Source organism: Arthrobacter sp. MPF02, from assembly GCF_046605375.1.
Lineage (GTDB): Bacteria > Actinomycetota > Actinomycetes > Actinomycetales > Micrococcaceae > Arthrobacter.
Genome location: NZ_CP176772.1, coordinates 3,076,769 through 3,101,658 on the forward strand (window position 1 = coordinate 3,076,769; position 24,890 = coordinate 3,101,658).

The 24,890-nt window shown below is 66.3% G+C and carries 22 protein-coding genes; 9 read left to right on the forward strand and 13 right to left on the reverse strand.

Going from position 1 to position 24,890, the window contains the following annotated elements; translation table 11 throughout:
• Positions 1-205 precede the first annotated feature (205 nt).
• Complete coding sequence (locus ACLH0K_RS14615) at positions 206-1,147, reverse strand: carbohydrate ABC transporter permease (RefSeq protein WP_411374272.1); 942 nt, start codon at positions 1,145-1,147, stop codon at positions 206-208.
• The gene (locus ACLH0K_RS14620; protein WP_411374273.1) at positions 1,137-2,081 is read right to left on the reverse strand and encodes a carbohydrate ABC transporter permease; all 945 of its coding nucleotides are present in this window, start codon (positions 2,079-2,081) and stop codon (positions 1,137-1,139) included. The genes ACLH0K_RS14615 and ACLH0K_RS14620 overlap by 11 nt, the downstream gene beginning before the upstream one ends.
• A 379-nt stretch (positions 2,082-2,460) precedes the next feature.
• Between ACLH0K_RS14620 and ACLH0K_RS14625 the strand changes: the two genes are divergently transcribed.
• Genes ACLH0K_RS14625 through ACLH0K_RS14640 form a run of 4 tightly spaced genes read left to right on the forward strand, consistent with a single transcriptional unit; the run spans position 2,461 to position 8,132 of the window.
• Positions 2,461-3,729 (forward strand): ABC transporter substrate-binding protein, encoded by a 1,269-nt coding sequence (locus tag ACLH0K_RS14625; RefSeq protein ID WP_411376487.1) that lies wholly within the window; start codon positions 2,461-2,463, stop codon positions 3,727-3,729.
• Positions 3,730-3,778: 49 nt separating this feature from the next.
• Positions 3,779-4,960, forward strand: a complete 1,182-nt coding sequence (locus tag ACLH0K_RS14630) for an acetylesterase (RefSeq protein ID WP_411374274.1) — start codon at positions 3,779-3,781, stop codon at positions 4,958-4,960.
• Positions 4,960-7,014 (forward strand): DUF6807 family protein, encoded by a 2,055-nt coding sequence (locus ACLH0K_RS14635; protein ID WP_411374275.1) that lies wholly within the window; start codon positions 4,960-4,962, stop codon positions 7,012-7,014. Before ACLH0K_RS14630 ends, ACLH0K_RS14635 begins: the two co-directional genes overlap by 1 nt.
• Positions 7,011-8,132: a M24 family metallopeptidase gene (locus ACLH0K_RS14640; RefSeq protein ID WP_411374276.1), complete on the forward strand. Its 1,122-nt coding sequence runs from the start codon at positions 7,011-7,013 to the stop codon at positions 8,130-8,132. Before ACLH0K_RS14635 ends, ACLH0K_RS14640 begins: the two co-directional genes overlap by 4 nt.
• A 63-nt stretch (positions 8,133-8,195) precedes the next feature.
• On the opposite strand, the gene ACLH0K_RS14645 is transcribed toward ACLH0K_RS14640, so the two are convergent.
• Genes ACLH0K_RS14645 through ACLH0K_RS14665 form a run of 5 tightly spaced genes read right to left on the reverse strand, consistent with a single transcriptional unit; the run spans position 8,196 to position 14,104 of the window.
• Positions 8,196-9,647, reverse strand: coding sequence for an aldehyde dehydrogenase (NADP(+)) (locus tag ACLH0K_RS14645; RefSeq protein ID WP_411374277.1), 1,452 nt, complete (start codon positions 9,645-9,647; stop codon positions 8,196-8,198).
• A 34-nt stretch (positions 9,648-9,681) separates the two neighbouring features.
• Positions 9,682-10,785 carry a mandelate racemase/muconate lactonizing enzyme family protein gene (locus tag ACLH0K_RS14650; RefSeq protein WP_411374278.1) on the reverse strand — a complete coding sequence of 368 codons (1,104 nt, stop codon included), beginning with the start codon at positions 10,783-10,785 and terminating at the stop codon, positions 9,682-9,684.
• Positions 10,785-11,690: a 5-dehydro-4-deoxyglucarate dehydratase gene (locus ACLH0K_RS14655; RefSeq protein WP_411374279.1), complete on the reverse strand. Its 906-nt coding sequence runs from the start codon at positions 11,688-11,690 to the stop codon at positions 10,785-10,787. Before ACLH0K_RS14655 ends, ACLH0K_RS14650 begins: the two co-directional genes overlap by 1 nt.
• Positions 11,687-12,646 (reverse strand): NAD-dependent epimerase/dehydratase family protein, encoded by a 960-nt coding sequence (locus ACLH0K_RS14660; RefSeq protein WP_411374280.1) that lies wholly within the window; start codon positions 12,644-12,646, stop codon positions 11,687-11,689. The genes ACLH0K_RS14655 and ACLH0K_RS14660 overlap by 4 nt, the downstream gene beginning before the upstream one ends.
• A gap of 24 nt (positions 12,647-12,670) precedes the next feature.
• On the reverse strand, positions 12,671-14,104 hold the full coding sequence (locus ACLH0K_RS14665; protein WP_411374281.1) for a Gfo/Idh/MocA family oxidoreductase: 1,434 nt from the start codon (positions 14,102-14,104) through the stop codon (positions 12,671-12,673).
• Positions 14,105-14,468: 364 nt separating this feature from the next.
• Here ACLH0K_RS14665 and ACLH0K_RS14670 point away from each other — a divergent pair, with 364 nt between their 5' ends.
• Entirely contained in the window at positions 14,469-15,503 is a 1,035-nt protein-coding gene (locus tag ACLH0K_RS14670) for a LacI family DNA-binding transcriptional regulator (RefSeq protein ID WP_411374282.1), read from the forward strand.
• A 23-nt stretch (positions 15,504-15,526) separates the two neighbouring features.
• On the opposite strand, the gene ACLH0K_RS14675 is transcribed toward ACLH0K_RS14670, so the two are convergent.
• Positions 15,527-16,213 (reverse strand): FadR/GntR family transcriptional regulator, encoded by a 687-nt coding sequence (locus ACLH0K_RS14675; RefSeq protein WP_411374283.1) that lies wholly within the window; start codon positions 16,211-16,213, stop codon positions 15,527-15,529.
• A gap of 97 nt (positions 16,214-16,310) precedes the next feature.
• Between ACLH0K_RS14675 and ACLH0K_RS14680 the strand changes: the two genes are divergently transcribed.
• On the forward strand, positions 16,311-17,648 hold the full coding sequence (locus tag ACLH0K_RS14680; RefSeq protein WP_411374284.1) for an alpha-hydroxy-acid oxidizing protein: 1,338 nt from the start codon (positions 16,311-16,313) through the stop codon (positions 17,646-17,648).
• A gap of 78 nt (positions 17,649-17,726) precedes the next feature.
• Here ACLH0K_RS14680 and ACLH0K_RS14685 read toward each other — a convergent pair whose 3' ends face one another.
• Positions 17,727-18,290 (reverse strand): ArsR/SmtB family transcription factor, encoded by a 564-nt coding sequence (locus tag ACLH0K_RS14685; protein ID WP_411374285.1) that lies wholly within the window; start codon positions 18,288-18,290, stop codon positions 17,727-17,729.
• 97 nt (positions 18,291-18,387) lie between these two features.
• Here ACLH0K_RS14685 and ACLH0K_RS14690 point away from each other — a divergent pair, with 97 nt between their 5' ends.
• Entirely contained in the window at positions 18,388-18,891 is a 504-nt protein-coding gene (locus ACLH0K_RS14690; protein WP_411374286.1) for a hypothetical protein, read from the forward strand.
• A gap of 25 nt (positions 18,892-18,916) precedes the next feature.
• Here the strand turns inward: ACLH0K_RS14690 and ACLH0K_RS14695 are convergent, their stop codons facing one another.
• The gene (locus ACLH0K_RS14695; RefSeq protein ID WP_411374287.1) at positions 18,917-20,128 is read right to left on the reverse strand and encodes an acetoin utilization protein AcuC; all 1,212 of its coding nucleotides are present in this window, start codon (positions 20,126-20,128) and stop codon (positions 18,917-18,919) included.
• A 105-nt stretch (positions 20,129-20,233) separates the two neighbouring features.
• Here ACLH0K_RS14695 and ACLH0K_RS14700 point away from each other — a divergent pair, with 105 nt between their 5' ends.
• Together ACLH0K_RS14700 and ACLH0K_RS14705 are read left to right on the forward strand one after the other, a co-directional pair.
• Entirely contained in the window at positions 20,234-21,670 is a 1,437-nt protein-coding gene (locus ACLH0K_RS14700) for a TrkH family potassium uptake protein (protein WP_411374288.1), read from the forward strand.
• A complete protein-coding gene (locus ACLH0K_RS14705; protein ID WP_411374289.1) occupies positions 21,663-22,349 on the forward strand; it encodes a potassium channel family protein in 687 nt (228 codons plus the stop codon). The genes ACLH0K_RS14700 and ACLH0K_RS14705 overlap by 8 nt, the downstream gene beginning before the upstream one ends.
• Here the strand turns inward: ACLH0K_RS14705 and proC are convergent.
• The 3 genes from proC to ACLH0K_RS14720 form a co-directional block, all read right to left on the reverse strand.
• Positions 22,346-23,179 carry a pyrroline-5-carboxylate reductase gene (gene proC / locus ACLH0K_RS14710; RefSeq protein ID WP_411374290.1) on the reverse strand — a complete coding sequence of 278 codons (834 nt, stop codon included), beginning with the start codon at positions 23,177-23,179 and terminating at the stop codon, positions 22,346-22,348. The genes ACLH0K_RS14705 and proC overlap by 4 nt on opposite strands.
• A 264-nt stretch (positions 23,180-23,443) precedes the next feature.
• On the reverse strand, positions 23,444-24,433 hold the full coding sequence (locus ACLH0K_RS14715) for a Ppx/GppA phosphatase family protein (protein ID WP_411374291.1): 990 nt from the start codon (positions 24,431-24,433) through the stop codon (positions 23,444-23,446).
• Positions 24,434-24,440: 7 nt separating this feature from the next.
• Positions 24,441-24,860 (reverse strand): SseB family protein, encoded by a 420-nt coding sequence (locus tag ACLH0K_RS14720; protein ID WP_411374292.1) that lies wholly within the window; start codon positions 24,858-24,860, stop codon positions 24,441-24,443.
• Positions 24,861-24,890 lie beyond the last annotated feature (30 nt).

Below are 24,890 nucleotides of genomic sequence, written 5' to 3' on the forward strand. Positions count from 1 at the left end.
TGCTGGGGATTTACTGCTGGTGCAAGCGGTCCTGCAGTTGGATAACCAACGTCGGGGAAAACGCTTTCTACAGGGAATGCTACAAGTGCATTACTTGTAATACAAGAGGTCATCTCTCTGAATTTGGTCGGGAAAACAAGCCGGGCAGGGCAACGGCTCATTCGGGCGGACGGGCCGTTGCCCTGCTTCCTGGCCGGCAGAAAGGTTACTTGATGCCGGTGGTGGCGATGCCCTTGATGAGGAACCGCTGGCCGAAGAGGAAGACCAGGAAGACCGGCAGGAGGGACACGATGGACATAGCGAACAGCGATCCCCAGCTGGTGGCGGACTGGGAGTCAACGAAGGCGCGCAGGGCGACGGGGACGGTGAACATGTCCGGGTCGGTGAGGTAGATCAGGGCGCCGAAGAAGTCGTTCCAGGTCCAGATGAACGTGAAGATGGTAGTTGTGGCCAGGGCCGGAACCATCAGCGGAAGGATGACCCGCAGGAAGATCCTGGGGTGGCCGGCGCCGTCAATCCGGGCGGCTTCGTCAAGCTCACGCGGAATGCCGCGGATGAACTGGACCATGAGGAACACGAAGAACGCTTCCGTTGCCAGCAGTTTGGGCACGATCAGCGGCCAGAAGGTGTTCACCCAGCCGATCTGCGAGAACAGGATGTACTGGGGCACGATCACCACGTGGAACGGCAGCATGATGGTCAGCAGCATGATGCCGAACAGCAGCTTCTTGGCGGTGAACTGCAGCCGGGCGAAGGCGTAGGCGGCCATCGAGCACGAGATCAGATTGCCAAGGATTGAGCCGATCACCACGATCGCCGAGTTGATCATGTAGTGCCCGAACGGGTGGGTCAGGGCGGACCAGCCGGAGGTGTAGTTGCTCATCTCCAGGCTGTTCAGCCACAGCCCGGGTTCGCGGAAGATCAGCTCGTTCGGCCGCAGCGATGAGACCACCATCCACAGCAGGGGGTAGATCATCAGGCCGCCGGCCAGGATCAGGATGGCGTGCTTCATCAGCGACTTGGCGCGCTGCGCCCGGCTGAAGGCCAGGGTGCCTCGGGACTCGCGGGGCTTGCGGCGGTTCGTAGGCTTGCCGGCTCCTGCGGACTTGTTGTCCGCGGCGGGCAGCGTCTGCAGGTTAGTCGTCATAGAAAACCCAATACTTAGAAGCGATGAAGTTGATGGCGGTGAAGATACCGATGATCACCAGCAGGACCCATGCCATGGCTGACGCGTAGCCCATGTCGAACTGGCCGAAGCCCTTTTGGTAGAGGTAGAGCGTGAAGAACATCGTGGAATCGGACGGTCCGCCGTTGCCGCCGGAGACGATGAACGCCTGCGTGAACGACTGGAAGGAGCCGATGATCTGCAGCACCAGGTTGAAGAAGATAATCGGGCTCAGCATCGGCATCGTGATCCGCCAGAACTGCTGCAGCGTGGTGGCGCCGTCCACCTTGGCCGCCTCGTAGTACATGGTGGGGATCTGCCGCAGGCCGGCCAGGAAGATGATCATCGGGGCGCCGAAGGTCCACACGTGCAGCAGGATGATCGAACCCAGCGCGGTGCTTGGATCGGAGATCCAGCCCGGGCCCTGGATGCCGAACATCGCCAGGACCTGGTTCACCAGGCCCGTCGTGCCGAAGATCTGCTTCCAGAGAATGGCCACGGCCACCGATCCGCCCAGCAGGGACGGCAGGTAAAACACCGAACGGTAGAACGGCAGCCCGCGCAGGCCCTTGTCCAATACCAGGGCGATCAGCAGCGCCACGGCCAACTGGAGCGGGACACCGATGAACACGTAGGTGAAGGTCACGCCCAGCGAATTATGCAACCGGGCATCCGAAAGCATCCGGGTGAAATTGTCCAGGCCCGTCCATTCCGGCGGCTGGAGCAGGTTGTAATCCGTAAAGGAAAGGTAGAGGGACATGAGCATCGGGCCGATGGTGATGGCCACCAGGCCCACGATCCAGGGCAGCAGGAAGATATAGGCGGCCTTGTTGTCGCGGCCGTTCGCCTTTTTCTCCTCCGCCGTGGCCTTGCCCTTGCGCCGCGACAGCGAACTCAATTCACTGATAGCACTCACTTCAGGCGCTCCGTACCGCGCAACAGGCCCGCCCCGTCCGGCAGCGATGCCGGACACAGCGTCCCAAGTAGGTGTTTAGCGGCCATGTGGTCTCCTTTGGTCATCGTGGCCTCCACGTTCTGGTCATCGCCGAGGCGATGGGATAAAAGCACCAGGAGCCTCAGGACCCGCCGCAGCGGAAGAGGGCGCGCACTGCAGGTCCGGACGCCGCCGGTGGTGCTGGTTCAAAAGCGGCCCGGTACCAAAGTAAACGGTTTCTTGACTCCTGTATAGCCCTTTGTTAGTTTTTCAGAAAACGGTTTCTGTAACCGGCGTCACTAACACTAGAACACAAGAACTGAGGGGCAGGACAATGCGGTTTCGTCTCAAGAAGTCTGTAATGGGGGTGGCCGGTGCTTCGGCCGCACTGGCAATGGTGCTTACCGGGTGCGGCAGCAGTCCGGAAGCCGGGAAAGTGGGGACCGTGGAGGACCCGGTCACCATCCGCTTTGCCTGGTGGGGCAACGACTCCCGAGCCAAGACCACCCTTGAGGTCATCAGGGACTTCGAGGCCGCAAACCCCACTATCAAGGTCCAGGGAGAGAACACCGAGTTCAGCTCGTACTGGGACAAGATGGCCACCCAGATCGCCGGCGGCACCACCCCGGATGTCTTTGCAATGAGCGGCTCGTACCCCAGCGAGTACGCAAGCCGCGGCGTCCTGCTGGACCTGGACAAGCTCAAGGACCAGATCGACACTTCCAAGTTCGCGGAAGGCACGGTGGACCTCGGAAAGATCGACGGCAAGCAGTACACCATCACTGCCGGCGTGAACTCCATGTCCATGGTGGTGGACCCCACCGTCTTCGAGGCCGCCGGCGTGGAACTTCCCGACGATGAGACCTGGACCTGGGACGATTATGCGGACATTGCGGCCGAGATCACCAGGAAGTCGCCCGCGGGCACCTTCGGAACCACCCCCATGGCCAACGACTCCTTCCTCGCCGTCTGGGCCCGCCAGGCAGGCGAAGCCCTCTACACGGATGACGGCAAGAAGTTGGGCATCAGCGAGGACACCCTTACCCGCTACTTCGAGCTCAACAAAAAGCTGATGGAAACCGGCGGCGCCCCGTCGGCGTCGCAGACGGTCGAGGACGGTTCCGCCCAGCCGGAGATGACGCTGATGGGCCAGGGCAAACAGGGCATGAAGATCAGCTGGAGCAACCAGATGACCTCTTACTCCGGCGCCCCGCTGGTCATGATGAAGCTGCCCGGCGAAAGCAAGACCCCCGGCGCCTGGTTGCGCTCCTCCATGGAGTACGCCATCTCCGCCAAGTCGGCCCACCCGAAGGAGGCCGCGCTCTTCATCAACTACCTGGTCAACAGCATGGACGCCGCCAGCAAGATCAAGAGCGACCGCGGCATGCCCGCCAACACGGAGCTGAAGGAAGGCATCACGCCCCTCCTGAAAGAAACGCAGCAGAAGGAAGCCGCGTACCTGGACCGCATCGCCGAGATGAACATCGATCCGCCAAAGCCCTTCCCAGCCGGTTCCTCCTCCACTATGGAAGTATTGAACCGATTCAACACCGATGTACTCTTCGGAAAGGTCTCGCCTCGGGATGCAGCCAAAGGCATGATCAACGAGGTCAACTCAAACCTCGGCTGAGCCCCGGACAGGGCCGCGGTTGGGCAGCAACCGCGGCCCTTCAACCATCATGACGACAGGAGGAACGCCCGTGAGCGCTGAAGCCCCGGCCGCCCGTCCCAGTGCCATCGCCGGTTATGAAGACTGGCCCTTCTACATCCGGCAGCACCCCCGTTTTGCCGCCGCGACGCCGGACGCGCAGGAACTGGCTGACGCGCTGGGTGTTCCGGGCGCATCCGGCGCTCCCGCCGTTACCGTCCACTGGGAGGAAACGCACGACGGCGTCACCACCTCCCAGCTCAGCTGGCAGTTGGGCTTCGGCCCACGAAGCACAGGCTGGCTGATCCGGCCCGCGGACGTCTCCGGCCGGCTGCCGGGCGTCCTGGCCCTGCACTGCCACGGCGGCAACAAATTCGGCGGTGCGGACCGCCTGGTCGAACTCCCCACGGACCACCCTTTGGCAGCAAACCCCCGGACCGGCTATGAGGGCCGAGCCCTCGCCACGGACATCGCCCGCAACGGTTTCGCTGTCCTGGCCCACGACACCTTTGCCTGGGGCAGCCGCCGCTTCGACCTCACCACACCGCCGTGGCGCACTGCCGCCGCGCTCGAGGCGCGGCGCGCGCAGTGGCGGGAGGACGGCGTCGTACCTTCCGAAGCGGAGGACTACAACGCTGCTGCCGGCATCCACGAGGACACCGTGGCCAAGGCGGCAGGCCTCCTCGGCACCAGTTTGGCCGGAATGGTGGCCCACGACGACCTCGCCGCCCTCGATATACTCGCCGGCCTTCCCGGCGTGGACCCGGACCGGCTGGGCTGCGTCGGATTCTCCGGCGGCGGCGGCCGCTCCGTTGCCCTGGCTGTCCTCAGTCCCCGCATCCGCTCCTCAGTGGTGACCTGCATGATGACAACCTTCGAGTCCCTCCTGCCCGCTCACCTGGACGCCCACTCCTGGCTGCTGCAGACGCCCGGACTCTGGAAGCTGGGTGACTGGCCCGAGCTCACCACCCGATCCGCACGCGCCAACTTCCTGGTGCAGTACGCACTGGCCGACGAACTCTTTCCGGAAGACGGGATGCGGGACGCCCACCGGATCCTGGAGTCGCTGCACGCCGCCGGCAGGTACACCGGAAGCTTCTGGCCGGGCAGGCACTTGTTCACCGCGGCCATGCAGGAAGATGCCACCGCTTTCCTTGCCGCCACCCTTAACACCTCATGTCCATTCGTCCCCCAGCCTGCAAGGACTTCTTGATGACCCAGCAATCCGCAACCGCGGAATTCGGCGCGCCCGGCACCGCACACCCGCCGGTTGCCGTTCCCCGCATCGCCCTGGTGGGCGTCCACGGGTTCGGCGAACGGCACCTCACCAACCTCGCCCGGCTCGAGGAAGCCGGCGCCCTGGAACTCGTGGCCGTGGCCGACCCCAACCCGCCGGCCCCCGGACGGCTCAAGGATTCCGTAGCCGTCTTCCCCGACCTGGACCGGCTGCTGGCCGCCGGGCCGGGTGCCGACGTCGTTATCCTGGCCACGCCCATCCAGACGCACGCACCTCTGGCCCTCGCCGCGCTGGCCGCCGGCATGGACGTCTACGTCGAAAAACCTCCCGTGGCGTCCCTGGCCCAATACAGCGAGGTGCTCGCAGCCGCGGAGGCCGCCGGCCGGCTGGTCCAGGTCGGATTCCAGAGCCTCGGCTCACACGCGCTTCCGGCCATCCGGAACCTTGTCCGGTCCGGCGGGATCGGTGATGTCCTGGGCCTGAGCGCCAAGGGCCAGTGGGTGCGCAACAAGGCATACTTCAAACGCTCCCGCTGGGCCGGCAAACGCAGCCTGGACGGCATCGACGTAGTGGACGGGGTTGCCACCAATGCCCTGGCACACGCGGTGGCCACGGCGCTGCACCTGGCCGGGGCGCACACCGTAGCGGACCTCGCGTCCGTGGAGACTGACCTGTACCGGGCGCACGATACCGAAAGCGACGATACATCTATCATCCGCATCCGCACGGCCCACGGCGGAACCCTGATGTGCGGACTGACCCTGTGCGCCCCGGAGCAGTCGGATCCGACCGTGACCATCCACGGGACCCGGGGCGAGATGACCCTCTTCTATACAAAGGACGAGGTAGTGGTCACCACTCCCGAGGGCGAGCGCCGGGAAAGCTACGGCCGGACAGACCTGCTGGAGAACCTCCTCGCCGCGCGTGCCGGCGGCGCTACACTGCTCTGCCCGCTGCAGCACACCGGCGCCTTCACCCTGGTGCTGGAAGCCATCCGGACGCTGCCGGCGCCACAGGCGATCCGGCCGGAGCACATCACCTGGGAGGGCGAAGGCGACGACGCACACCCCGTGGTCCACGGCATCCCCGAGCTGATTGACCGGGCGTGCAAGGCACAGGCCACGTTCGCCGAGCTCGGCGTTCCGTGGGCCCGTCCCCTTCCGCCGGTCCGGTCCCTGACCGTTTATGGGACCACCGTGGCGGACTACCAGGACGGGAGCCACATCCGTGCCGTGTCCTCGCCCCGCCCTTACCTGCACCCCGTCCGCACCCTGGGCGGCACCGTGGTGACCGACCACCAGCCGCTGGACCACGTCTGGCACCTGGGCGTTGGCGTGGCACTGCAGGACGTGGACGGCGTCAACTTCTGGGGCGGCCGCACTTACACGCGTGAAGCGGGCGGGTATGTCTGGCGTCCAGACCACGGCAGCATCGCGGTCCTCGAAACCCCCGTCGAAGAAGCGGCAGCCGGTGCCGGGAGCCCCGGCCGGCTGCAGGAACGGCTGAGCTGGAACGGCCCCGACGGCGCGCCCGTCCTGGCGGAAGAGCGCACATGGACTTGGACCGGCGTCAACCCCGCCGTGTGGAGCCTCTCCCTCGAGTTCGCCCTCTCCCCCGCCGGTGACCGGCCCGTCAGCCTGGGCAGCCCCGGTTCCAACGGCCGGCACGAGGGCGGGTACGGCGGCTTCTTCTGGCGGCTGCCGGCGTGCGGCCACGCCAACGTCTGGACGGCCGCCGGCAGCGGGGAGTCCGGGGTCCATGGCAGCGTTTCGCGCTGGCTCGCCTGGTCCGGAACGTTCGACGGCGGCGAAGCAACCCTGGTTTTCGTGGCCCCTGAGGGCTCCACTGACCCATGGTTCGTGCGGAAGGACGGCTACCCGGGTGTTGGCCAGTCGCTGGCCTGGCAGGCCCCTGTCAGTGCCGAACCCGGCGTTCCGGTGCGCCGGAAAATCACCGTTTTTGTGGCCGACGGCATCCTGGGCACAACCGACATCGAAGACTTGATCAACCAGCAGGGGGACCTTTCATGACACAGACAACAACCGCGCCGGCGCGGGCCGCAAGGACGGCACCGGCCTCGGTGGAGGACCGGGCGGTAAAGCGCCGGCGCGTCCTGGACATCCTGGACGCCAGGGGACGGGACTCTCTGCTGCTCACCACGCACACGGCCCTCACGTGGTACCTGGACGGCAGCCGGGTCCACATCAGCCTCGCCGGCGATCCCATCGCCGCGGTGCTGGTGGACCGCGACGGCGACCACCTGGTGACTTTCAACAACGAGGCCGGCCGCATCGCGGCCGAGGAGCTCCCCGCCGGCGTCTCCCTCCACTCCGTGCCCTGGTACGGGAACCTGCATGAGGCTGCCGGCGCCGTCGGCCGTTCCGCCCCTGCGGCAAAGAAGGATCCGCTGGCGGAAGCTGACGTGGCGTCCGAGCTGCGCGCCGCCCGCCAACAGCTGCTGCCGGGTGAAAGCGCGCGCTACGCCCTCCTCAGCGGCGAACTGGCGGCCCTCATGACGGACGTCCTCTCCACGGCCCGGCCGGACACCACCGAGTTTGAACTGGTGTCCAAGCTGGCCGGGCGGGTTGTGACTGCCGGGGCCGAACCGCTCGTCCTGCTGTGCAACGGCAGTTCCCGCAGTGACTTCCGGCACCCCCTGGCCACCCACTCCCCCATCGGCCGCCGCGCCATGGCCGTGGTGTGCGCACGCCGCGACGGCCTGGTTGCCAACATCACCCGCTGGATAAGGTTCGACGCCGGCACGCCCCAGGAGCGCGACGCCGAGTTTCGCATCGCCGCGGTGGAGGCAGACATTTTCGATGCCACGGTTCCCGGCGCCCGGCTGGACCGGATCTTCACCGAGATCAAGACCGCTTACGCCCGCCACGGCTTCGGCGAAGACCAGTGGGAACAGCACCACCAGGGCGGCCCCGCGGGCTACGCCGGGCGTGATCCACGGGTCAGCGCCTCCGCCACGGACACGGTGGTCCTGAACCAGACCTTCACCTGGAACCCGTCAGGCCCTGCGGTCAAGATCGAGGACACCGTGCAGCTCATGGAGTCCGGCCTGCAGGTCCTCACGGTGGATCCGCGCTGGCCGGTCAGCACAGTCAACGGGCTGCAGCGGCCGGTGACCCTGCAGCTGTAGGACATACGACAACAAACCCCCGGAGCCGAAAGGCTCCGGGGGTTTGTTGTCGAATCCTGCGTGTTACGGCAGTTGCAGCCCGCCGTCCACGCGGCGCGGGATGCCCAGCGGGTTGCTCTCGTGCAACGCGGGGTGCAGCACGCTTTCGGGGGCGTCCTGGTAGGCAACCGGACGCTGGAACCGGCGGACCGCCGTCGCACCAACGGAGGTGAACAGGGACGTGGTGGCCGGGTAGGGGCCGCCGTGCTGCTGCGCCCAGTTGACGGCGACGCCGGTAGGCCATCCCTCAAAGAGGACCCGCCCTGCGATCCCGGACAGCTGCTCCACCAGGGCTGCGATGTCCTCGCCGGGCTGGGAGTGCAGGGTGGCCGTGAGGCTGCCGGGCACCTTGGCCAGCACCTCGGACAGCTCCTCCTGGCTTGAGTATTCAATCAGCATGGTGGTGGGACCGAAGCATTCCTCCAGCAGCTGCTGCGGGCGCTCCAGCACCTTTGCCGCCGTTGTGGAGAAGACCACGGGTGCTGCGCCGTTTGCAGCGGCGTCCTGTTCCACAGTGCCGCTGACCACCTCCACGCCGGGGACGGAGGCGAAGCTGCGGAGGCCGTCCGGGTAGGCCTCCGCGATCCTGCTGGTCAGCATGCCCAGCGCCGGCTTGTCCCTGCTGGCTTCCGCCACTTTCTGCGCAAAGGAGGTTCCGGCCGGGATGAAGACAAGGCCGGGCTTGGTGCAGAACTGCCCGGCACCCAGGGTGAAGGAACCGGCCAGGCCTGCAGCGAGCTGTCCGCTGCGTTCTGCCAGGGCCGCCGCGGTGATGACCACCGGGTTGAGGCTGCCCAGTTCACCGTAAAACGGGATGGGATCGGGGCGGGAGGTGGCAAGGTCGAAGAGGGCACGCCCGCCGGGGATCGAGCCGGTGAAGCCCACGGCCTTGATGGCCGGATCCTGGACCAGTGCGGTGCCCACCTCGCGTCCGCTGACAAGTGCGAACAGTCCTTCGGGTGCTCCGGCGCCGCGCAGGACCTCGGCGACGATTTCCGCCGTGCGCTCGGACAGCCGCAGGTGCCCGGAGTGGGCCTTCACGATCACGGAGCAGCCCACGGCCAGGGCGGACGCGGTGTCACCGCCGGCAACGGAAAAGGCGAAGGGGAAATTCGACGCCGAGAAGACCGCCACCGGGCCGATGGGGCGCAGGATACGGCGGAGGTCCGGCTTGGGCGGGGTGGACGCCGGGTCAGCATGGTCGATTACGGCTTCCAGGTAGGAGCCTTCAGTGATCACGCGGGCAAAAAGGCGCAGCTGCCCGGTGGTGCGGGCCACCTCGCCGGTTAGCCGCTGGGGACCCAGGCTGGTTTCCGAGTCCGCGATTTCCACCAGTTCGGCGGCGTTGGCGTCCAGCGCGTCCGCCACGGCCGTGAGCCAGCGGGCGCGTTCGGCGTCGGACGCTGCTGCCGCGATTTTGGCTGCCTCGGTTGCTGCGGAGGTGAGTTCGGACAGGGAGAGCGTTGCAGTTGTCACGTCAGTAACCTGTTCGTCGTATGTACATGTATGGTCACAGCCCGTTCCGGAACCTGAAGCCCAGCCCCGGCTGGCCGGTCAAAGCCACCCTGCTGTCCGTGAACCGCACGGGGGACGGTCCGTCCAGGATGCCCAGCTGCTCAAAGGACGCCTCTTCGACGTCCTCCACCAGCGTGGGCTCCGCCAGCGTGAGCGCAAGCTGGCCGGACAGTTCCGGAAGCAGGTGCGGCATGACCCGGATGCTGTTGGTCCTGGCCAGCTCAACAATGCGCCGGAACGGGGTAATGCCCCCCACGCGCACGATGTTGGGCTGGATGATGTCCACTGCCTCCGCCTCAATGAAATCCCGGAAGCGGTAGATGGTGTGCAGGTTTTCGCCGAGGGCGATGGGCACCGGTGAGTGCTTCCGCAGCCTGCGGTAGGCCCACAGGTCGTCAGCGCGGATGGGTTCCTCCAGCCAGTCCAGCCCGAATTCGGACAGGACGTCGAGGGCGCGGAGGGTGGCGGGCAGGTCCCAGCGCTGGTTGGCATCGATCATGAGCCTGCGGTGCGGGCCCAGGACAGAGCGCACCGCAGCCACGCGTTCGGCGTCCTCGCGCAGGTCCGGCTTGCCCACCTTGATCTTCACGGCCTGGTGCCCCGCCGCGACCCAGCGTTCCGTCTGGGCAACAAGCTCCTCAAGCGTGTAATGCAGGTTGACGCCGGACCCGTAGACCTCTGCGGACTCCTGCCGCTGGCCCAGCAACCCGGTGACGGTAGTGCCTGCGCGGCGTGCCTGCAGGTCCCACAAGGCGAGGTCTGCACCGGCCATTGCGATGGTGGTAAGTCCCCCGCCGCCGGCCTCGTGCAGCCGCTTCCACAGCGCGTCCCAGACCGTTTCCGGGTGGGCCGGAAGTCCGGTGATGAAGGGGGCGATGTCGTGATCGAGCAGCGCCTTGACCGCCTGCGGGCCGATGGTGGGCGTCCAGGAAAAACCGTGCCCTGCGCCGCCGTCGTCCGTTTGGATTTCGGTGACGATCAGATGGTTTTCCGGCGCCTCAGCGCCCCAGTGCCGCCGCAACGGGACGGTGATGAGCCTGCTGCTGAGTTCGGTGATGCGCGGGACCGTACGGACGGCTTCGGCTGCGGGGGCGCTCATCAGCGGCTGGCCAGCTCGTAGCCCTTGGCAAGGATGGCCTTGAGCTCCACGAGCTGGTCCCCGGTGGGATCCACCAGGGGCGGCCGGACGGATCCCACCGGGAGGCCGCCGAGCCGCAGTCCTGCCTTGATCAGCGAAACGCCGAAGCCGGGGGTCTGGTCCCGGAGGCGGACCAGGGGTCCGTAGAAGCCCTCGAGCAAAGCGTTGCGGCGCTCCTCATCCCCGGAAACGTAGGCGTCGTAGTAGGCTTTCGCGATTTCCGGTGCCATGGCGAAGGCGGCCGAGGAATACAGCGGAATGCCCAGGCCGCGGTAGGCCCCCTGGGTCAGTTCGGCGGTAAGCAGGCCGTTGAAGAACGCGAAATCGTCGCGGCCCGCGGCCTTGACGGCAGTGACAATCTCCTGCGCGAGACCGACGTCACCCAGGCCGTCCTTGAAGCCGACCACCTTGGGGTTGGCTGCGAGCCGGGCCATGGAGGCGGCCGTGAACTTGGCGTTGCCGCGGTGGTAGACGATGACGGGCAGGCTGCTGGCGTTGGCCACTGCCTCGATGTAGGCAACCAGCCCTTCGGTGGGGCCGGTGACCAAGTAGGGCGGCAGCACCAGGAGGGCGTCAGCGCCGGCCTCCTCGGCAGCCCTGGCGGCGGCGAGGGCGTGGCCCAGCGGGCCGCCGGCTCCGGCTACCACCGGGACCTTCCCGGCAACAACCTCGACGGCGGCCGCCACCAAGGTGCGGACCTCGTCGATACTCAGGGCGTGGAATTCACCGGTTCCACAGGCGGGGAACACACCTCCGGGACCGAACGGGAGCCGGGAACTGATGTGTTCCTTGAGCAGGTCCACGTCCACGGCGCCTTCGGCCGTGAAGGGGGTGACGGGAAAGAACAGGACGCCGTCGAATTTCACAATGTCTCCTTGGCTCCGGTACCGGCAGCGGCCAGCACGGAGGTCTCGTCGTTGAGGGGGGTCTTAAGCTCGGTGCGCCAGGTCCGCTTGGGCTGCCAGCCCAGAAGCTCCTGGGCTTTGGCTACGGAAAAAGCGGGGCTGGTGCCGGTGAGGCCGGAGCTGAGTGCCTCGCTGCCCGGAAGGAACCTGGGCATCAGGCCGGCCAGCGGTTCCGTGGCGAGGGCATCCGCGGCGCCTACGAAGAAGGTCTCACCGTTCGGGATGGTGTCCATCTTCTCCAGCAGCAGGTCCAGGAAATCTGCCACGTCCCGGGCATCAACATAGTTGAACAAGGCAGGGGCGGACAGGGCAGGATCGGCAAGCCGCTCGGCCAGGGTATGGCCCTGCTGGGTGGGTGCGCCTTCCCACTCTTCGGGGGAAATCACGAAACAGGGCCGGAAGGCCGCGTACCTGATCTTTTCCCCCTGGGCGGCGGCGAACATCTGGACTGTCTGCTCGGCAATGAGCTTGGACAGGGCGTAGGCGTTCCACGGCCTGGGCGGCGTCCGCTCGTCCAGCGGGAACGACGGCGGCAGCCAGCCGGCCGGCGACCCGTAGCCCAGGACGGTGGGGCTGCTGGCCGTGATGATTTTCGGCACCCCCAGTTCCGTTGCCGCGTTGATCACGGCAAAGGCGAGCCGGGTGTTCGTGGCGAAAATAACGTCTTCAGGTGCGCTGAAAGGCACCGCGATCGCCGCAAGGTGGATGACGGCGTCGGGCCTGGTTTCGCCAAGGAGGCGCAGCGACTCCCCGGGTGCAAGGAGGTCTGCGGTTTCCTGCACGGCGCCGGCCGGCAGGTGCCCGGCCGGCAAAGCGTCGCGGTCCACGGAAATGACCTCATGGCCGGCTTCCGCGAGCCCCGCCACCACGCTGCGTCCCAACCGGCCGGAGCCGCCGGTGACAAAGATCCTGCTCATGGTTGTTCCTTCGGGATCGGGCGGTTACTTGCCGCGGCGGAGGTCGACGCCGAGGTCCAGGTCCTCGATACGGACGGGCAGGCAAGACTCCAGCGACTGGTTGCCGGCGATGCCAACGGAGACGGAACGGAGTCCGTCAAGGTAGCCGGAGGGGCGGCCCAGTGGGTCCTCACCAGGCCCGTTGAACAGGTCCGAGAGCAGGAGCTCGTCACCGCCGCCGTGGCCGCCTTCGCCGTTGATGATCGGCACCTCGTAGGCTGCTTCCCAGTGCCGCTGGACCACAAGGCGTTCACCGTTGCGGCGGATGGCGTCGTCTTCCTCGACGGGCGTGGCGCTGGGGTCCACGACGGTCTTCTTGTCCGTACTGCTGGTGACGGCGGCGCGTTCCACCACTTCCAGTTCGGCGCGGCCCTCGGTGCCGTTGACGGCTACCCGGTAGCCCTCCCAGGGGCTGTGGGCGTTCAGCGAGTAGCTCAGGCGCGGGCCGCCCTGGTATTCGACCACCAGTGCCAGGTTGTCCTCGATGGTGATGCCACCGGTGAACACGTCCTGGTCCCGGCGGTAGCCGTCGTAGTGCTCGTTGTCCAGGAAGAGGGCTTTCAGCCGCTCATCCTCGCGAAGGTCAAGCGTGAACGGGTCCTTCTCTGCGGTCGCCGGGCCGTCGGCGTCGGGAGTGCCGCGTTCGGGGCGGGGGCCCAGGCCCCGCTCGGCAGCGTTCTTATCGCCGTAGAATTTCAGGCCGCCGGAGGCAAAGACGCGCTCGGGCACATCGTCAATCCACCAGTTGACCAGGTCGAAGTGGTGGGAAGCCTTGTGGATCAGCAGGCCGCCGGAGTTTTTCTTCTCGCGGTGCCAGCGGCGGAAGTAGTCCGCGCCGTGGACGGTGTCCAGGACCCAGCTGAAGTCGATGGAGGTGACCTTGCCGATCACGCCGCTCTGGATGATTTCCTTGAGGGCGCTGTTGCGCGGCGAATAGCGGTAGTTGAACGTGACCACCACGTTGCGGCCCGTCTCCTTCACCGCCTTGGTGATGCGGCGACAGCCCTCGGCGTCAATGGTCAGGGGCTTTTCGACGACGACGTCGGCGCCGGCGCGGAGTCCCTCCACGATGTAATCGGCGTGGGTGTAGTCAGGAGTGGTCACCACGATCCGGTCAATGGCGTTTGCCTGTATGAAGGAGGTGAGCTCCGACGGGTCGAAGGTGGCGATGGGGCCGGGAGCTCCCAGTTCCTGGATGAGCTTTTGGTAGAACTCCACCCGGCCGGGGTTGACGTCGGAGAAGGCGACCAGCTCGGCTGTGTGGGCGTAGTTGCCTAAGATGGCGCGGATGTACATTTCGGAGCGTCCACCGGTACCGATCAGGGCGATGCGGGCCTTGCCGCCACTCCGGGCGGCGGGGGCGGCAGCAGTGGCGGTGCCGGTTGCTGCTGCTGAACTCGACTCGGCTGTGTTGACCATTAGGGGCCCTTTCGGAAGCTTTGAGGCGGCCTTGTGGAAGGCCAAATACGACGGCACCGGCGTCTTGCTGCACCGGCATGAGAAAGCGTTTTCTCGGTTCTCTAATAGATTTGTACCAACCTCCCCGGTTCCGCGTCAACCATTACGGGCACTAAAAGAAAGCGTTTTCTACGCTGCAGGCAATCGCCCGCTGCGTTTCCGCTCCCAACCGTGTGGAAAAAACACGGGAAAACAATAGAAATCGCTTTCCCGTCCCGGTATATGCTGGCACTCGACACACCGCCACCAAGGCGACCGGTCCTTGCTGCAGAACAGGCGAAACCGGCCGTGGACCAGAGGTCCGTGGCGCTACGAAAGGGCTCCTATGGTCAGGAAATCGGCAACCGGCCGGGTCGGCATCGCGGATGTCGCCGTGAAGGCAGGGGTTTCGCATGCCACGGTTTCCCGCGTCATGAATGGCAACTACACGGTGGATCCGGACATCGCTGCCCGCGTCCGCGCCGCAGCGGCCGAACTTAAGTACCAGCCGAATCCGGTGGGGCGCAGCCTCGCCCTGGGGAAAACGGACACGATTGGAATCGTGGTGCCGGACCTGGCTAACCCCACCTTCCAGGCGATCCTTCGCGGGCTCAGCCGCGCTGCGGCCCAGGACGGGTACCGCGTCCTGATCGCCGACTCCTTCGAGGTCTCCAGTGAGGAGGCAATCCTGGCCGGCGAGGCCCGCCGTCGTTGCGACGGGCTGGTGCTGTGTGCGCCCCGCATGACGGACGCCGAACTCGAGGAAATTGTGCCGTCCCTGCATCCCTTGGTCCTGATCAACCGGGCCACGGCAACGAAAGGGGTGCCCAGCCTGGTGGTGGACTACGGGCAGGGCGTGCAGGACATCGCCGAACACCTGGTGGAGCTTGGCCACACCCGGTTGGCGTTCCTTGCCGGCCCGCCGCGCAGTGCCTCCAACGGCCTCAGGCTTCAGGGCCTGGAGGCTTTCAAGGCTGCGCACCCGGACGTCGAGGTGACCATGCTCGAGGGCGGCTCGGACTTCGACACCGGCCATGAAGCCGTGGACGCCGTCCTGGACAGCGGTGCCACGGGGATCCTGGCGTTCAACGATCTTGTGGCCATGGGCCTGATGAGCGGCCTCCATGAGCGCGGGCTGGATGTCCCCGGCGATATCTCCGTCACCGGTTTCGACGACATCCCCTTCGCCAAATACACGACGCCGGCGCTCACCACTGCAGCGGTCCCCATCACGGAGCTGGGCGAACAGGCGTGGCAACAGCTGCGTGCGCTCATCCGCAAGGAGGACAGCGACGCACCGGGCAGCCGGTACCAGCCGCGGCTGGAAGTCCGCGCCAGCACAGGCCCCGCCAAGGCGCCCCGCACGGCAGTCCACGGCTAACTCCGGGGCCTTTCGGGCTTGCCCTAAGACGCCAGGCCGGCTTCCTTGTAGTACCCCTCGATGTGGGCGGCCACCAGCTTGGCCGCCAAGCCGCCGTCGTTGTTCCGGATGGCTGCCAGGATGGCCTCGTGCTCGGCACGAAGGCGGGAGGCCGTGGCTTCCCAGTCCGGAAGGCCGGAGGTCAGTTCCGCGGCGTAGCCCTGGATGGCTTCGCGGAGGGAGCCCATCATTGCGCTCACCACGGCATTGCCCGCGGCGTCGGCCAGTGCCAGGTGGAACCGGACATCCAGGGCGAGGAAGTCGCCCACGCCCAGCCCTTCCGCGGCCATGCCTTCCAGGAGCGCGGCAGCATCCGCCAGCTCAGGGGCATCCGGGCTCGCCTTCGCCACCGCCCACGACTCCAAAAGCACACGCGTCTCCACGATGTCCGCCACGGGAAGGTGCCGGGTGGCCACGTGCAGGCGGAGCGCAGACCCCAAGGCCGCCGTGGGATCCGCAATAACAACAGTGCCGGACTCGGGACCAGAACCCACGCCGGCCCGCACCACGCCCATCGCCTCCAGTATCCGGATCGCCTCCCGTACCGAAGTGCGGGATACGTTGAGCTGCTCGGCCAGGGTGCGCTCAGCCGGGAGCCGGCCGCCAAGGGCCAGCCTCCCGCCGGAGAGTTCGTTCTCAATCCAGGAAAGGACCAGCTGGTGGGTACGCATGGCTCCATGGTAGTTGATGTGGTTGGACCACATGTCCTACAGTGTGGTTAGACCATAGAAGGTCCAGGAGTCAGACCTAGGCCCAACGGAGGACGCCATGACCCACACCATCCAGCCCAACAACCCGGAAACCACGCCCGCGCCGGACGCAACGGACATTCCCGCCATTCCTGCACGGACTCCTGCCCCGGCGTCATTGGCTGTTCCTGCCGCCCTGAAACGCCGTATCCCCAAGTACTCGGACCTTGCTCCGCTGATGCAGTTCAAAAAGCCGGAGTTCAGCAAGGAGGCCCGGCTGAAGCGGGCCAGCTCCATTTGGGAGCTGCGCGACATCGCCAGGCGCCGCACTCCGCAGGCACCGTTCGACTACACCGACGGCGCGGCTGAAGAGGAAATCACCCTCGGCCGGGCCCGGCAGGCCTTCCGGGACATCGAATTCCGCCCTGGCATCCTCCGAAACGTTTCCGCCATCGACCTGTCCACCCAAATCCTGGGCAAGCCCTCCCGCCTGCCCGTGGGCATCGCCCCCACCGGCTTCACCCGGATGATGCAGTCCGAGGGTGAATACGCCGGCTCGCAGGCTGCGGAAGCCGCGGAAATCCCCTACACCCTGTCCACCATGGGAACGGCCTCCATCGAGGACGTGGCAGCCGCCGCCCCGAACGGCCGCAACTGGTTCCAGCTGTACCTGTGGACGGACCGCGACCGGTCCCTGGAACTGATCGACCGGGCTGCCAAGGCCGGAAACGACACTCTGATGGTCACCGTTGACACCGCCGTGGCCGGCGCCCGCCTCCGCGACGTCCGCAACGGAATGACCATCCCGCCGGCCCTGACCCTCAAGACCGTGCTGGACGCGTCCTACCGCCCGGCCTGGTGGTTCAACTTCCTCACCCACGAGCCGCTGACCTTCGCCTCGCTGTCCCGCTACACCGGCACCGTGGCGGACCTGATCAACTCGATGTTCGATCCCACCCTCACTTTCGAGGACCTCGACTGGCTGCGCGAAACCTGGAAGGGCAAGCTCGTGGTCAAGGGCATCCAGACCGTGGAGGATGCGCGCCGCGTGGTGGACCACGGCGCCGACGGCGTCGTCCTGTCCAACCACGGCGGCCGCCAGCTGGACCGGGCCCCGATCCCGTTCCACCTGCTGCCCGAGGTGAAGCAGGCCTTCACTGCGGACAACACGGACGCGGCCATCATGCTGGACACGGGCATCATGAGCGGCGCGGACATCGTGGCCGCGCTGGCCCTGGGGGCCGACTTCACGCTGATCGGCCGCGCCTACCTCTACGGCCTGATGGCCGGCGGACGGGCCGGGGTGGACCGCACCCTGCAGATCCTCGAGAAGGACATGGCCCGCACCATGGCACTGCTGGGTGTCAGCGGCATCTCCGAGCTCACCCCGGAGCACGTGCGGCTGCTGAACAAGTAACGCCGCCCAACTGAGTAGCGTCAAGTGTCGTTTTGAGGGCTCAGAACGACACTTGACGCTACCTACTTGGGGAGGCGGCTACTTCTTGCGGCCGAACTTGGGAAGGTTGGCCAGCAGGTCGGCGGCCCGGGTGGCCGCCCGGCCCACGGTGCGGCCGATCTGCTGGGGCACGCTGTCGTCGCTCAGCGGGGCAGTGGTTCCCCCGGGGATGACGACGGCGGGGCTCAGCTCGGCACCGTCGGGCGCCAGGACCCCTTCGGAGACTGCCCCCGCTGCCACGGCCTGCGCCGTTCCGCCCGCGGCGGCGCCGGCGGCTTCCTTGGGCCCGGCCGTTTCCGTGGCGGTCCCCGCGGAGGCGGCCGCAGTTGCGGCCGCCGGGGACCCGACGTCGAACGTCTCCAGCCAGCTGGCGATTCCCTCGAGGGGTTTACGGTTCAGCGCGTAGTAGCGCTTCTGGCCCTGGGCGCGCATGCTCACCAGCTGGGCTTCCCGCAGGACTTTCAGGTGCTTGGAAATGGTGGGCTGGCTTGCGGCCAGTTCTTCCACGAGTTCCCCCACGGCCTTGTCTCCGGAGCGAAGGGAGACCAGGATGTCCCGCCGGGTCGATTCCGCAATGACGGCAAATACGTCGTCTGTCACCATGCCTCCCACCCTAGCGACATATACGCCGAAAGGCATCAACTATTTCGGGCAAGGAACGGCCTCTTGCCCACGGTTCCTGCCGGTGCTACAACACAGCATGGACGTCCTGCGCCAGCAACTGTTCAACATCATCGCGTTCGTGTTCCTGGCCCTGTTTGTTGCGGTCTGGGGCAGCGTCCTGCTCCGCGTGGGATTCTGGGTACCGGACGGCCGCACTGTGGCTCCTCCCCTGAACGGCGCGTTGGTTACGGCGGCAGGAGTGCTTGCCACGTCGCTGAGTTCGCTGACCGCCTCGGCGCTGGGATTCACTATCGCCGAGGTGCGGCAGGCGGAAGGGAGCAACCAGCCGCGGCCGGCAGGCGGGGCGGGACCGGGACGGCCTTCTTCCCCCTTCAACCCCGCGGAGGTCACGGCGCGGCTGTCCGGCCGGATCATCGCAGCGATCGTCGTCTACCTTGCGGTTGGGCTGCTCGTCCTGCTCCTGTGGCTGGCCAAAGGGACAGCGTCCACGGACCTGATTGGAGCTTTCGCCCTGTCTCTGCTGGGCTGGCTGATCGGCGCGGCCGGCGTTGTGTTCCAGACGGAAAAGGCCGGCACTTAGCCGGAAAGCCTTCCGGCATCAGGCCCTAGTCGAACCACGGATCCAGGCCGTGCAGCGGGAAAACGGCCTTCCGGGTGGCCATGACCGTCCTGTCGACGGCGTCATTGGGATCGAATCCCACTTCCCAGGACCGCCACCACAGTTCCACGTCGTCACTCATCAGGCCCGGTGCGGATGCACCGAACTTCTCGTGGACGTAGTCCCGCCACTCCTGCGGCACGGGGGTGCGCAGCGGCACCGGCCGCCCCGCGGCGATGGCCACCAAGTGGCTCCAGGCCCGGGGCACGACCTCCAGGACGTTGTACCCGCCACCGCCGGTGGCGATCCACCGGCCGCCGCAGTGGCGTTCCGCGAGATGCCCGACGGCGTGGGCTGCCTCGCGCTGTCCGTCAACGCTGAGGTTGAGGTGCGTTAGCGGGTCCGTCCGGTGCGAGTCGCAGCCGTGCTGGCTGACGATGACTTCCGGTTCGAATGCAGCCACGAGCTGCGGCACCACGGCGTAGAAGGCCCGGAGCCAGCCGGCATCGCTGGTGCCGGCCGGCAGGGCGATGTTCACCGCTGTACCCTCAGCAGCAGGCCCGCCGATTTCGTTGGCAAAACCGGTCCCAGGAAAAAGGGTGAGGCCGGTCTCGTGCAGGGACAGGGTGAGGACCCGGGGGTCGTCCCAGAAGATACTCTCCGTCCCGTCGCCGTGGTGCGCGTCAACGTCGATGTAGGCCACCTTGCGGACGCCGCCGTCGAGCAACCTTTGCACCGCAAGCGCTGCGTCGTTGTAGATGCAGAAGCCGCTGGCACGGTCGCGGGCAGCGTGGTGCATGCCGCCGCCGAAGTTCACGGCATGCACGGCCAAACCGTCCAGGATCCGGGTCGCCGCCAGCAGGGATCCGCCGGCCAGCCGGGCTGCAGCCTCATGCATTCCCGCGAACGCGGGGTCGTCCTCGGTGCCCAGGCCGCGGGACTCGTCAGGGGCCGAGGGATCCTCGCTGACCCGCCGCACGGCCGCCACAAACTCGGCGGAATGCACGCGCTCAAGCTCGTCGTCGGACGCAACCTCCGGCGCTTCAACGGCAACGTGGTCGAGATCGAACAGGCCCAGGCTGCGGGCCAGCCGCGCCGTAAGCTCCATCCGCTCCGGCGCCATCGGGTGGCCGGGACCAAAATTGTAGGCGGTCATGTCAGGGCCCCACGCCACCAGCGTCGGCGGCGCGGGCTGGCTGAGACCCGGCAGGTATGTCATCAATCACAGGCTACCCGAGCAGAGCCCGCTGCCGGCCCGGCCATTACGCGGGCATTAGTGGTTTACTACTGAGGGAAGCAGATTCAATCGAGGAAAAAGCCACACATGACGCAGAGCCAGTCGCGGCCCCGGAGTGCGGCCACCTGGCATCCCGCCGCCGTGCAGGAGCGGGAAGGCCTCTGGATTCTCACGCGGCTGCGCGACTTCATCGATGACATCGCGAACACCTCGCCGGCCCGGCTTGCCCTGACGGTATTCGCTGCCGTATGCCTGCTCTTCACGTTCGTGTTGTCACTGCCCATCTCCTCTGCCACCGGCACTGCCACCCCGCTGCACCAGGCCATGTTCACCGCGGTCTCGGCCGTGTGCGTGACCGGCCTCACCGTAGTATCCACCGCTGCCCACTGGTCCTTCTTCGGCCAGCTGGTCATCCTGATCGGCATCTTCATCGGAGGCCTGGGCACCTTGACCCTGGCGTCGCTGTTGGCGTTGATGGTGAGCAAGCGCCTTGGTGTCCGCGGCAAGATCATCGCCGCGGAATCGATGAACAATGCAGGCCGTCTCGGCGAAGTGGGTACCCTGCTGCGAATTGTCATCACCACGTCCGTGGTGATCGAAGCCATCCTCGCACTGGTCCTGATCCCCCGGTTCCTCGTGCTGGGCGAGGACTTTTGGCGTGCCGTCTGGCATGGCTTGTTCTACTCCATCTCGGCCTTCAACAATGCAGGATTCGCGGTTCACGCGGAGGGCATCGTTCCGTTCCGCAACGACCTGTGGATCCTTGTTCCCATCATGGCCGGTGTTTTCTTCGGCAGCCTGGGCTTTCCCGTGGTGATGGTGCTGCAGCAGAACGGGTTCAACTGGAAGAAGTGGAATCTTCATACCAAGCTGACCATTGAAGTCTCGCTCATCCTTTTTGCCGCGGGAAGCGTGCTCTGGGCTCTCATGGAGTGGGACAACGCCCGAACCATCGGAACCCTGGGGATCAATGACAAGCTCTTTAACGCGGCTTTCGCGTCGGTCCAGATCCGATCCGGGGGTTTCAGCCTGGTGGACCAAAACCAGCTGGAGTCCACCACCATGCTCCTGACGGATGCCCTTATGTTTGCGGGGGGCGGCTCCGCTTCCACTGCCGGTGGGATCAAAGTGACCACTATCGCCATCATGTTCCTCGCCATAGCGGCAGAAGCCCGGGGTGATGCTGACGTGAAAGTGCACGGCCGCACCATTCCGCAAGGAGCCATGCGGGTCGCGATCTCCGTGATCGTTGCGGGAGCGACGCTGGTATCCGTGGGGTCGTTCCTCCTGCTGTCCATCAGTGGCGAGTCCCTGGACCGCGTGCTCTTCGAGGCTATTTCCGCGTTCGCCACCTGTGGGCTCAGCACGAACCTGAGCGGAGAGGTGCCGCCTGCAGGAGTCTACGTGCTGACCGCCCTGATGTTCATGGGACGCGTTGGTACGGTTACCCTCGCCGCCGCCCTGAGCTTGCGCCAGCGCAGCCAGCTGTACCACTACCCGGAAGAAAGGCCCATCATTGGCTAGTTCCCCAGGCACTCCAAACCGCCCAGCCCATAATGCTCCCGTACTGGTGATTGGACTGGGACGTTTTGGCTCCGCCACCGCTGAACAGTTGGTGAAGCAGGGCCGCGAAGTGCTCGCTATCGAACGTGACAGGACCCTGGTGCAGAAGTGGGCGCCACAGCTCACCCACGTGGTGGAGGCCGACGCCACCAACATCGACGCCCTCCGCCAGCTTGGGGCACAGGAGTTCAGCTCCGCCGTCGTGGGCGTGGGCACCTCCATCGAATCCTCCGTGCTGATCACCGTGAACCTGGTGGACCTTGGGATCGAGCACCTATGGGTCAAGGCCATCACACCGTCCCACGGCAAGATCCTCACCCGGATCGGCGCCAACCACGTCATTTACCCCGAGGCTGATGCGGGCGTCCGGGCCGCGCACCTTGTATCCGGGCGCATGCTCGACTTCATCGAATTCGACGACGACTTCGCCATTGTGAAGATGTATCCGCCGCGGGAAACGGTGGGCTTCACGCTGGACGAATCGAAAGTCCGCTCCAAGTACGGGGTCACCATTGTGGGCGTGAAGTCTCCGGGCGAGGACTTCACCTACGCCCGCCCGGAGACAAAGGTGTCCTCACGGGACATGCTGATTGTCTCCGGCCACGTGGACCTGCTGGAGCGGTTCGCCGCCCGGCCCTAGCCGAGCTGCCTGGTGATCTCCGCTGCCCGGTCCGCTGCCGCCCGCGCACCGGCGGCGATGATGGAGGGAATGCCGCGCTCGTCGAACGTGGCGATTGCTCGCTCGGTGGTGCCGTTCGGGCTGGTGACCGCCTTCCGCAGAGCCGCGGGATCGGCGCCCGGTTCAGCAAGCATCAGCCCGGCGCCGGCAACTGTTTCGCGGGCCAGCAGCAGGGACAGCTCACGGTCCAGGCCCAGTTCCTCTCCCGCGGCCGCCATCGCCTCCGCCAGGTAGAACGCGTACGCGGGTCCGGAGCCGCTGATCGCCGAGAGCGCGTCCACCTGCTCCTCGGGGACTTCAACGACGGTCCCCGCACCTTTCAGGACATCCTTGACCATCTGCAGCTGCTCCCGGGAGCAGCTGGTGCCCGGCGACACGGACACCACGCCGCGGCCGAGTTTGGCCGGAGTGTTCGGCATGGTCCGGATGACCGGTTGCCCAGCCGGGAGGGCGGCTTCAAGCTGGGCGATGGACACGGCCGCTGCCACGCTGACCACAACGGTGGTGGGGGCCAGGGCGCCGCTGATTTCGCGGGCAAGGTCCGTGATCCCGATGGGTTTGACGCCAAGGATGACGACGGCGGATCCCTTGGTGGCCTGCTTGTTGTTGTCCGGTTCTTCCTCGCCGGCGATCGCGGTGATGCCGTGGTAGCGTTCGGCCAGTTCCGCGGCCCGTTCCGCACGCCTGACGGTGGCCACAATATCCGCGGGGTCAGTTCCCGCTTCCAAAAGTCCGCCAAGAATGGCTTCGTTCATGGACCCACAGCCAAGGAATGCGATTCGGTTGCTCATTGCTCCATCATTGCAGTTCGGTCCGGCGCGTGCAGATTCCTGACGGAAACGCGGGATTAACGATTCACAGCTTGCTCACATGTTGGATGCAGGAAGTTCACAAGAAGCGGCCCTATCGTAGTTAGTACCTCATTGAGGGTGCGAGTGATGCGGCAGGCATGGGGATGCCTGCCAGGGCGCCGGCGGCTGGCAACAGGTTTTCCCCCATTTTCCTGTTGCCGGCGCCGGCGCTCCCGCGTTTAAGCCCGACGCCGGCTCACGGTACTAGACGGTGGCTTCGGCCGCGTGGGCCGGAACCACGTGCGGCGCGGGCTCGAGCGGGCCGTCGAAGACCAGCTGGTCGAGCCGGCGCAGGATGAGCCCTTCGCGCAGCGCCCACGGACAGATCCGCAGTTTCTTGAATTTGAACAGTTCCAGTGCTGCCTCCGCAACGAGCGCGCCGGCGAGCAGCTGGTGGGCACGGGCCTCCGAAACACCGGGGAGGTGCAGCCTGTCCTCGGCTTTCATCGCGGAAATCCGCTGCGCCCAGATGCCCAGGTCCGTTGCATTGAGTTCGCGCTTGACATAGGGCCCTGCATCGCTGGGGGCGGCCCCGGCGATCCTGGCCAATGACCGGAACGTCTTGGAGGTTCCGGCAACAAGGTTCGCCCTGCCGAGTCCTTCGAACTCGCGTACCGCCGGTTTCAAAGTGGCGCGGATGTACCGCCGCAGTTCCTTGACGCTCCTGGCGCTGGGTGGGTCTTCGGGCAGCCAGTCCCTGGTTAGCCGGCTGGCCCCGAGGGGCACAGACATGGCAACCTCGGGCAGTTCGTCCTGCCCGAAGGCCATTTCAAAGGAACCGCCGCCAATATCCAGGTTCAGGATGGGCCCGGCGCCCCAGCCGTACCAGCGCCGGACGGCGAAGAAGGTCATGGACGCTTCCTCGCTGCCGGTAAGCTCCTGCAAGGTCACCGTGGTCTCATGCTTGACCCTGGCCAGGACCTCGGGGCCGTTGGTCGCCTCCCTGATGGCGGACGTACAGAAAGCAAGAAGATCCTCGGCCTTGTGGCGGGCCGCAAACTCCCAGGCTTCCAGGACGAACTCGGTGAGTTCGTGCTGTCCGGCATCGCTGATGCTGCCGTCCGGCTCGAGGTACTGGACCAGGGAAAGTGGACGCTTGTGCGACGCGAACGGTACCGGGCGCGCGCCGGAGTGTGCGTCCACCAGCAGAAGATGGACAGTGTTGGACCCTATATCGAGGACGCCTAGCCGCATGGGGATATTATTGCCCGTCCGCGCGCTTGAAGTCGCGCTTGATGTTGGCCACGCCCTCCGGGTTGATCTCGAATCCGTAGGCCGCGCCCGGGTTGATGACCAGGCCCAGTTCCTCGCCGATATTGGCGATGATGGCCGCACCCTGGGTGCCCAGCACGTTGGGAGCCGCCTCGAGATACTGCTGGTCCACCCGGCTCGGGTGCGAGAAGACCGCGAGGACGGGATCGCCGTCGGCGTTGGCGAGGACCAGGGGCTCCACCTGGGAGTCCACGCCCTCAATGGTGTCCGAGCTGACGATGTACACCTCGCTGTTGAGGAAGGACAGGATGACATCCACCGGGCTGGCGTCAGGCTGTCCGCCCTTGGCGAGCTTCTCCTCGAGGTCGTTGAGCGGAGCGGGGTCGGCAATTCCAGGCTGTTCAGTCATGTTCCTAGCCGATCACGTCCGGGTGCACGG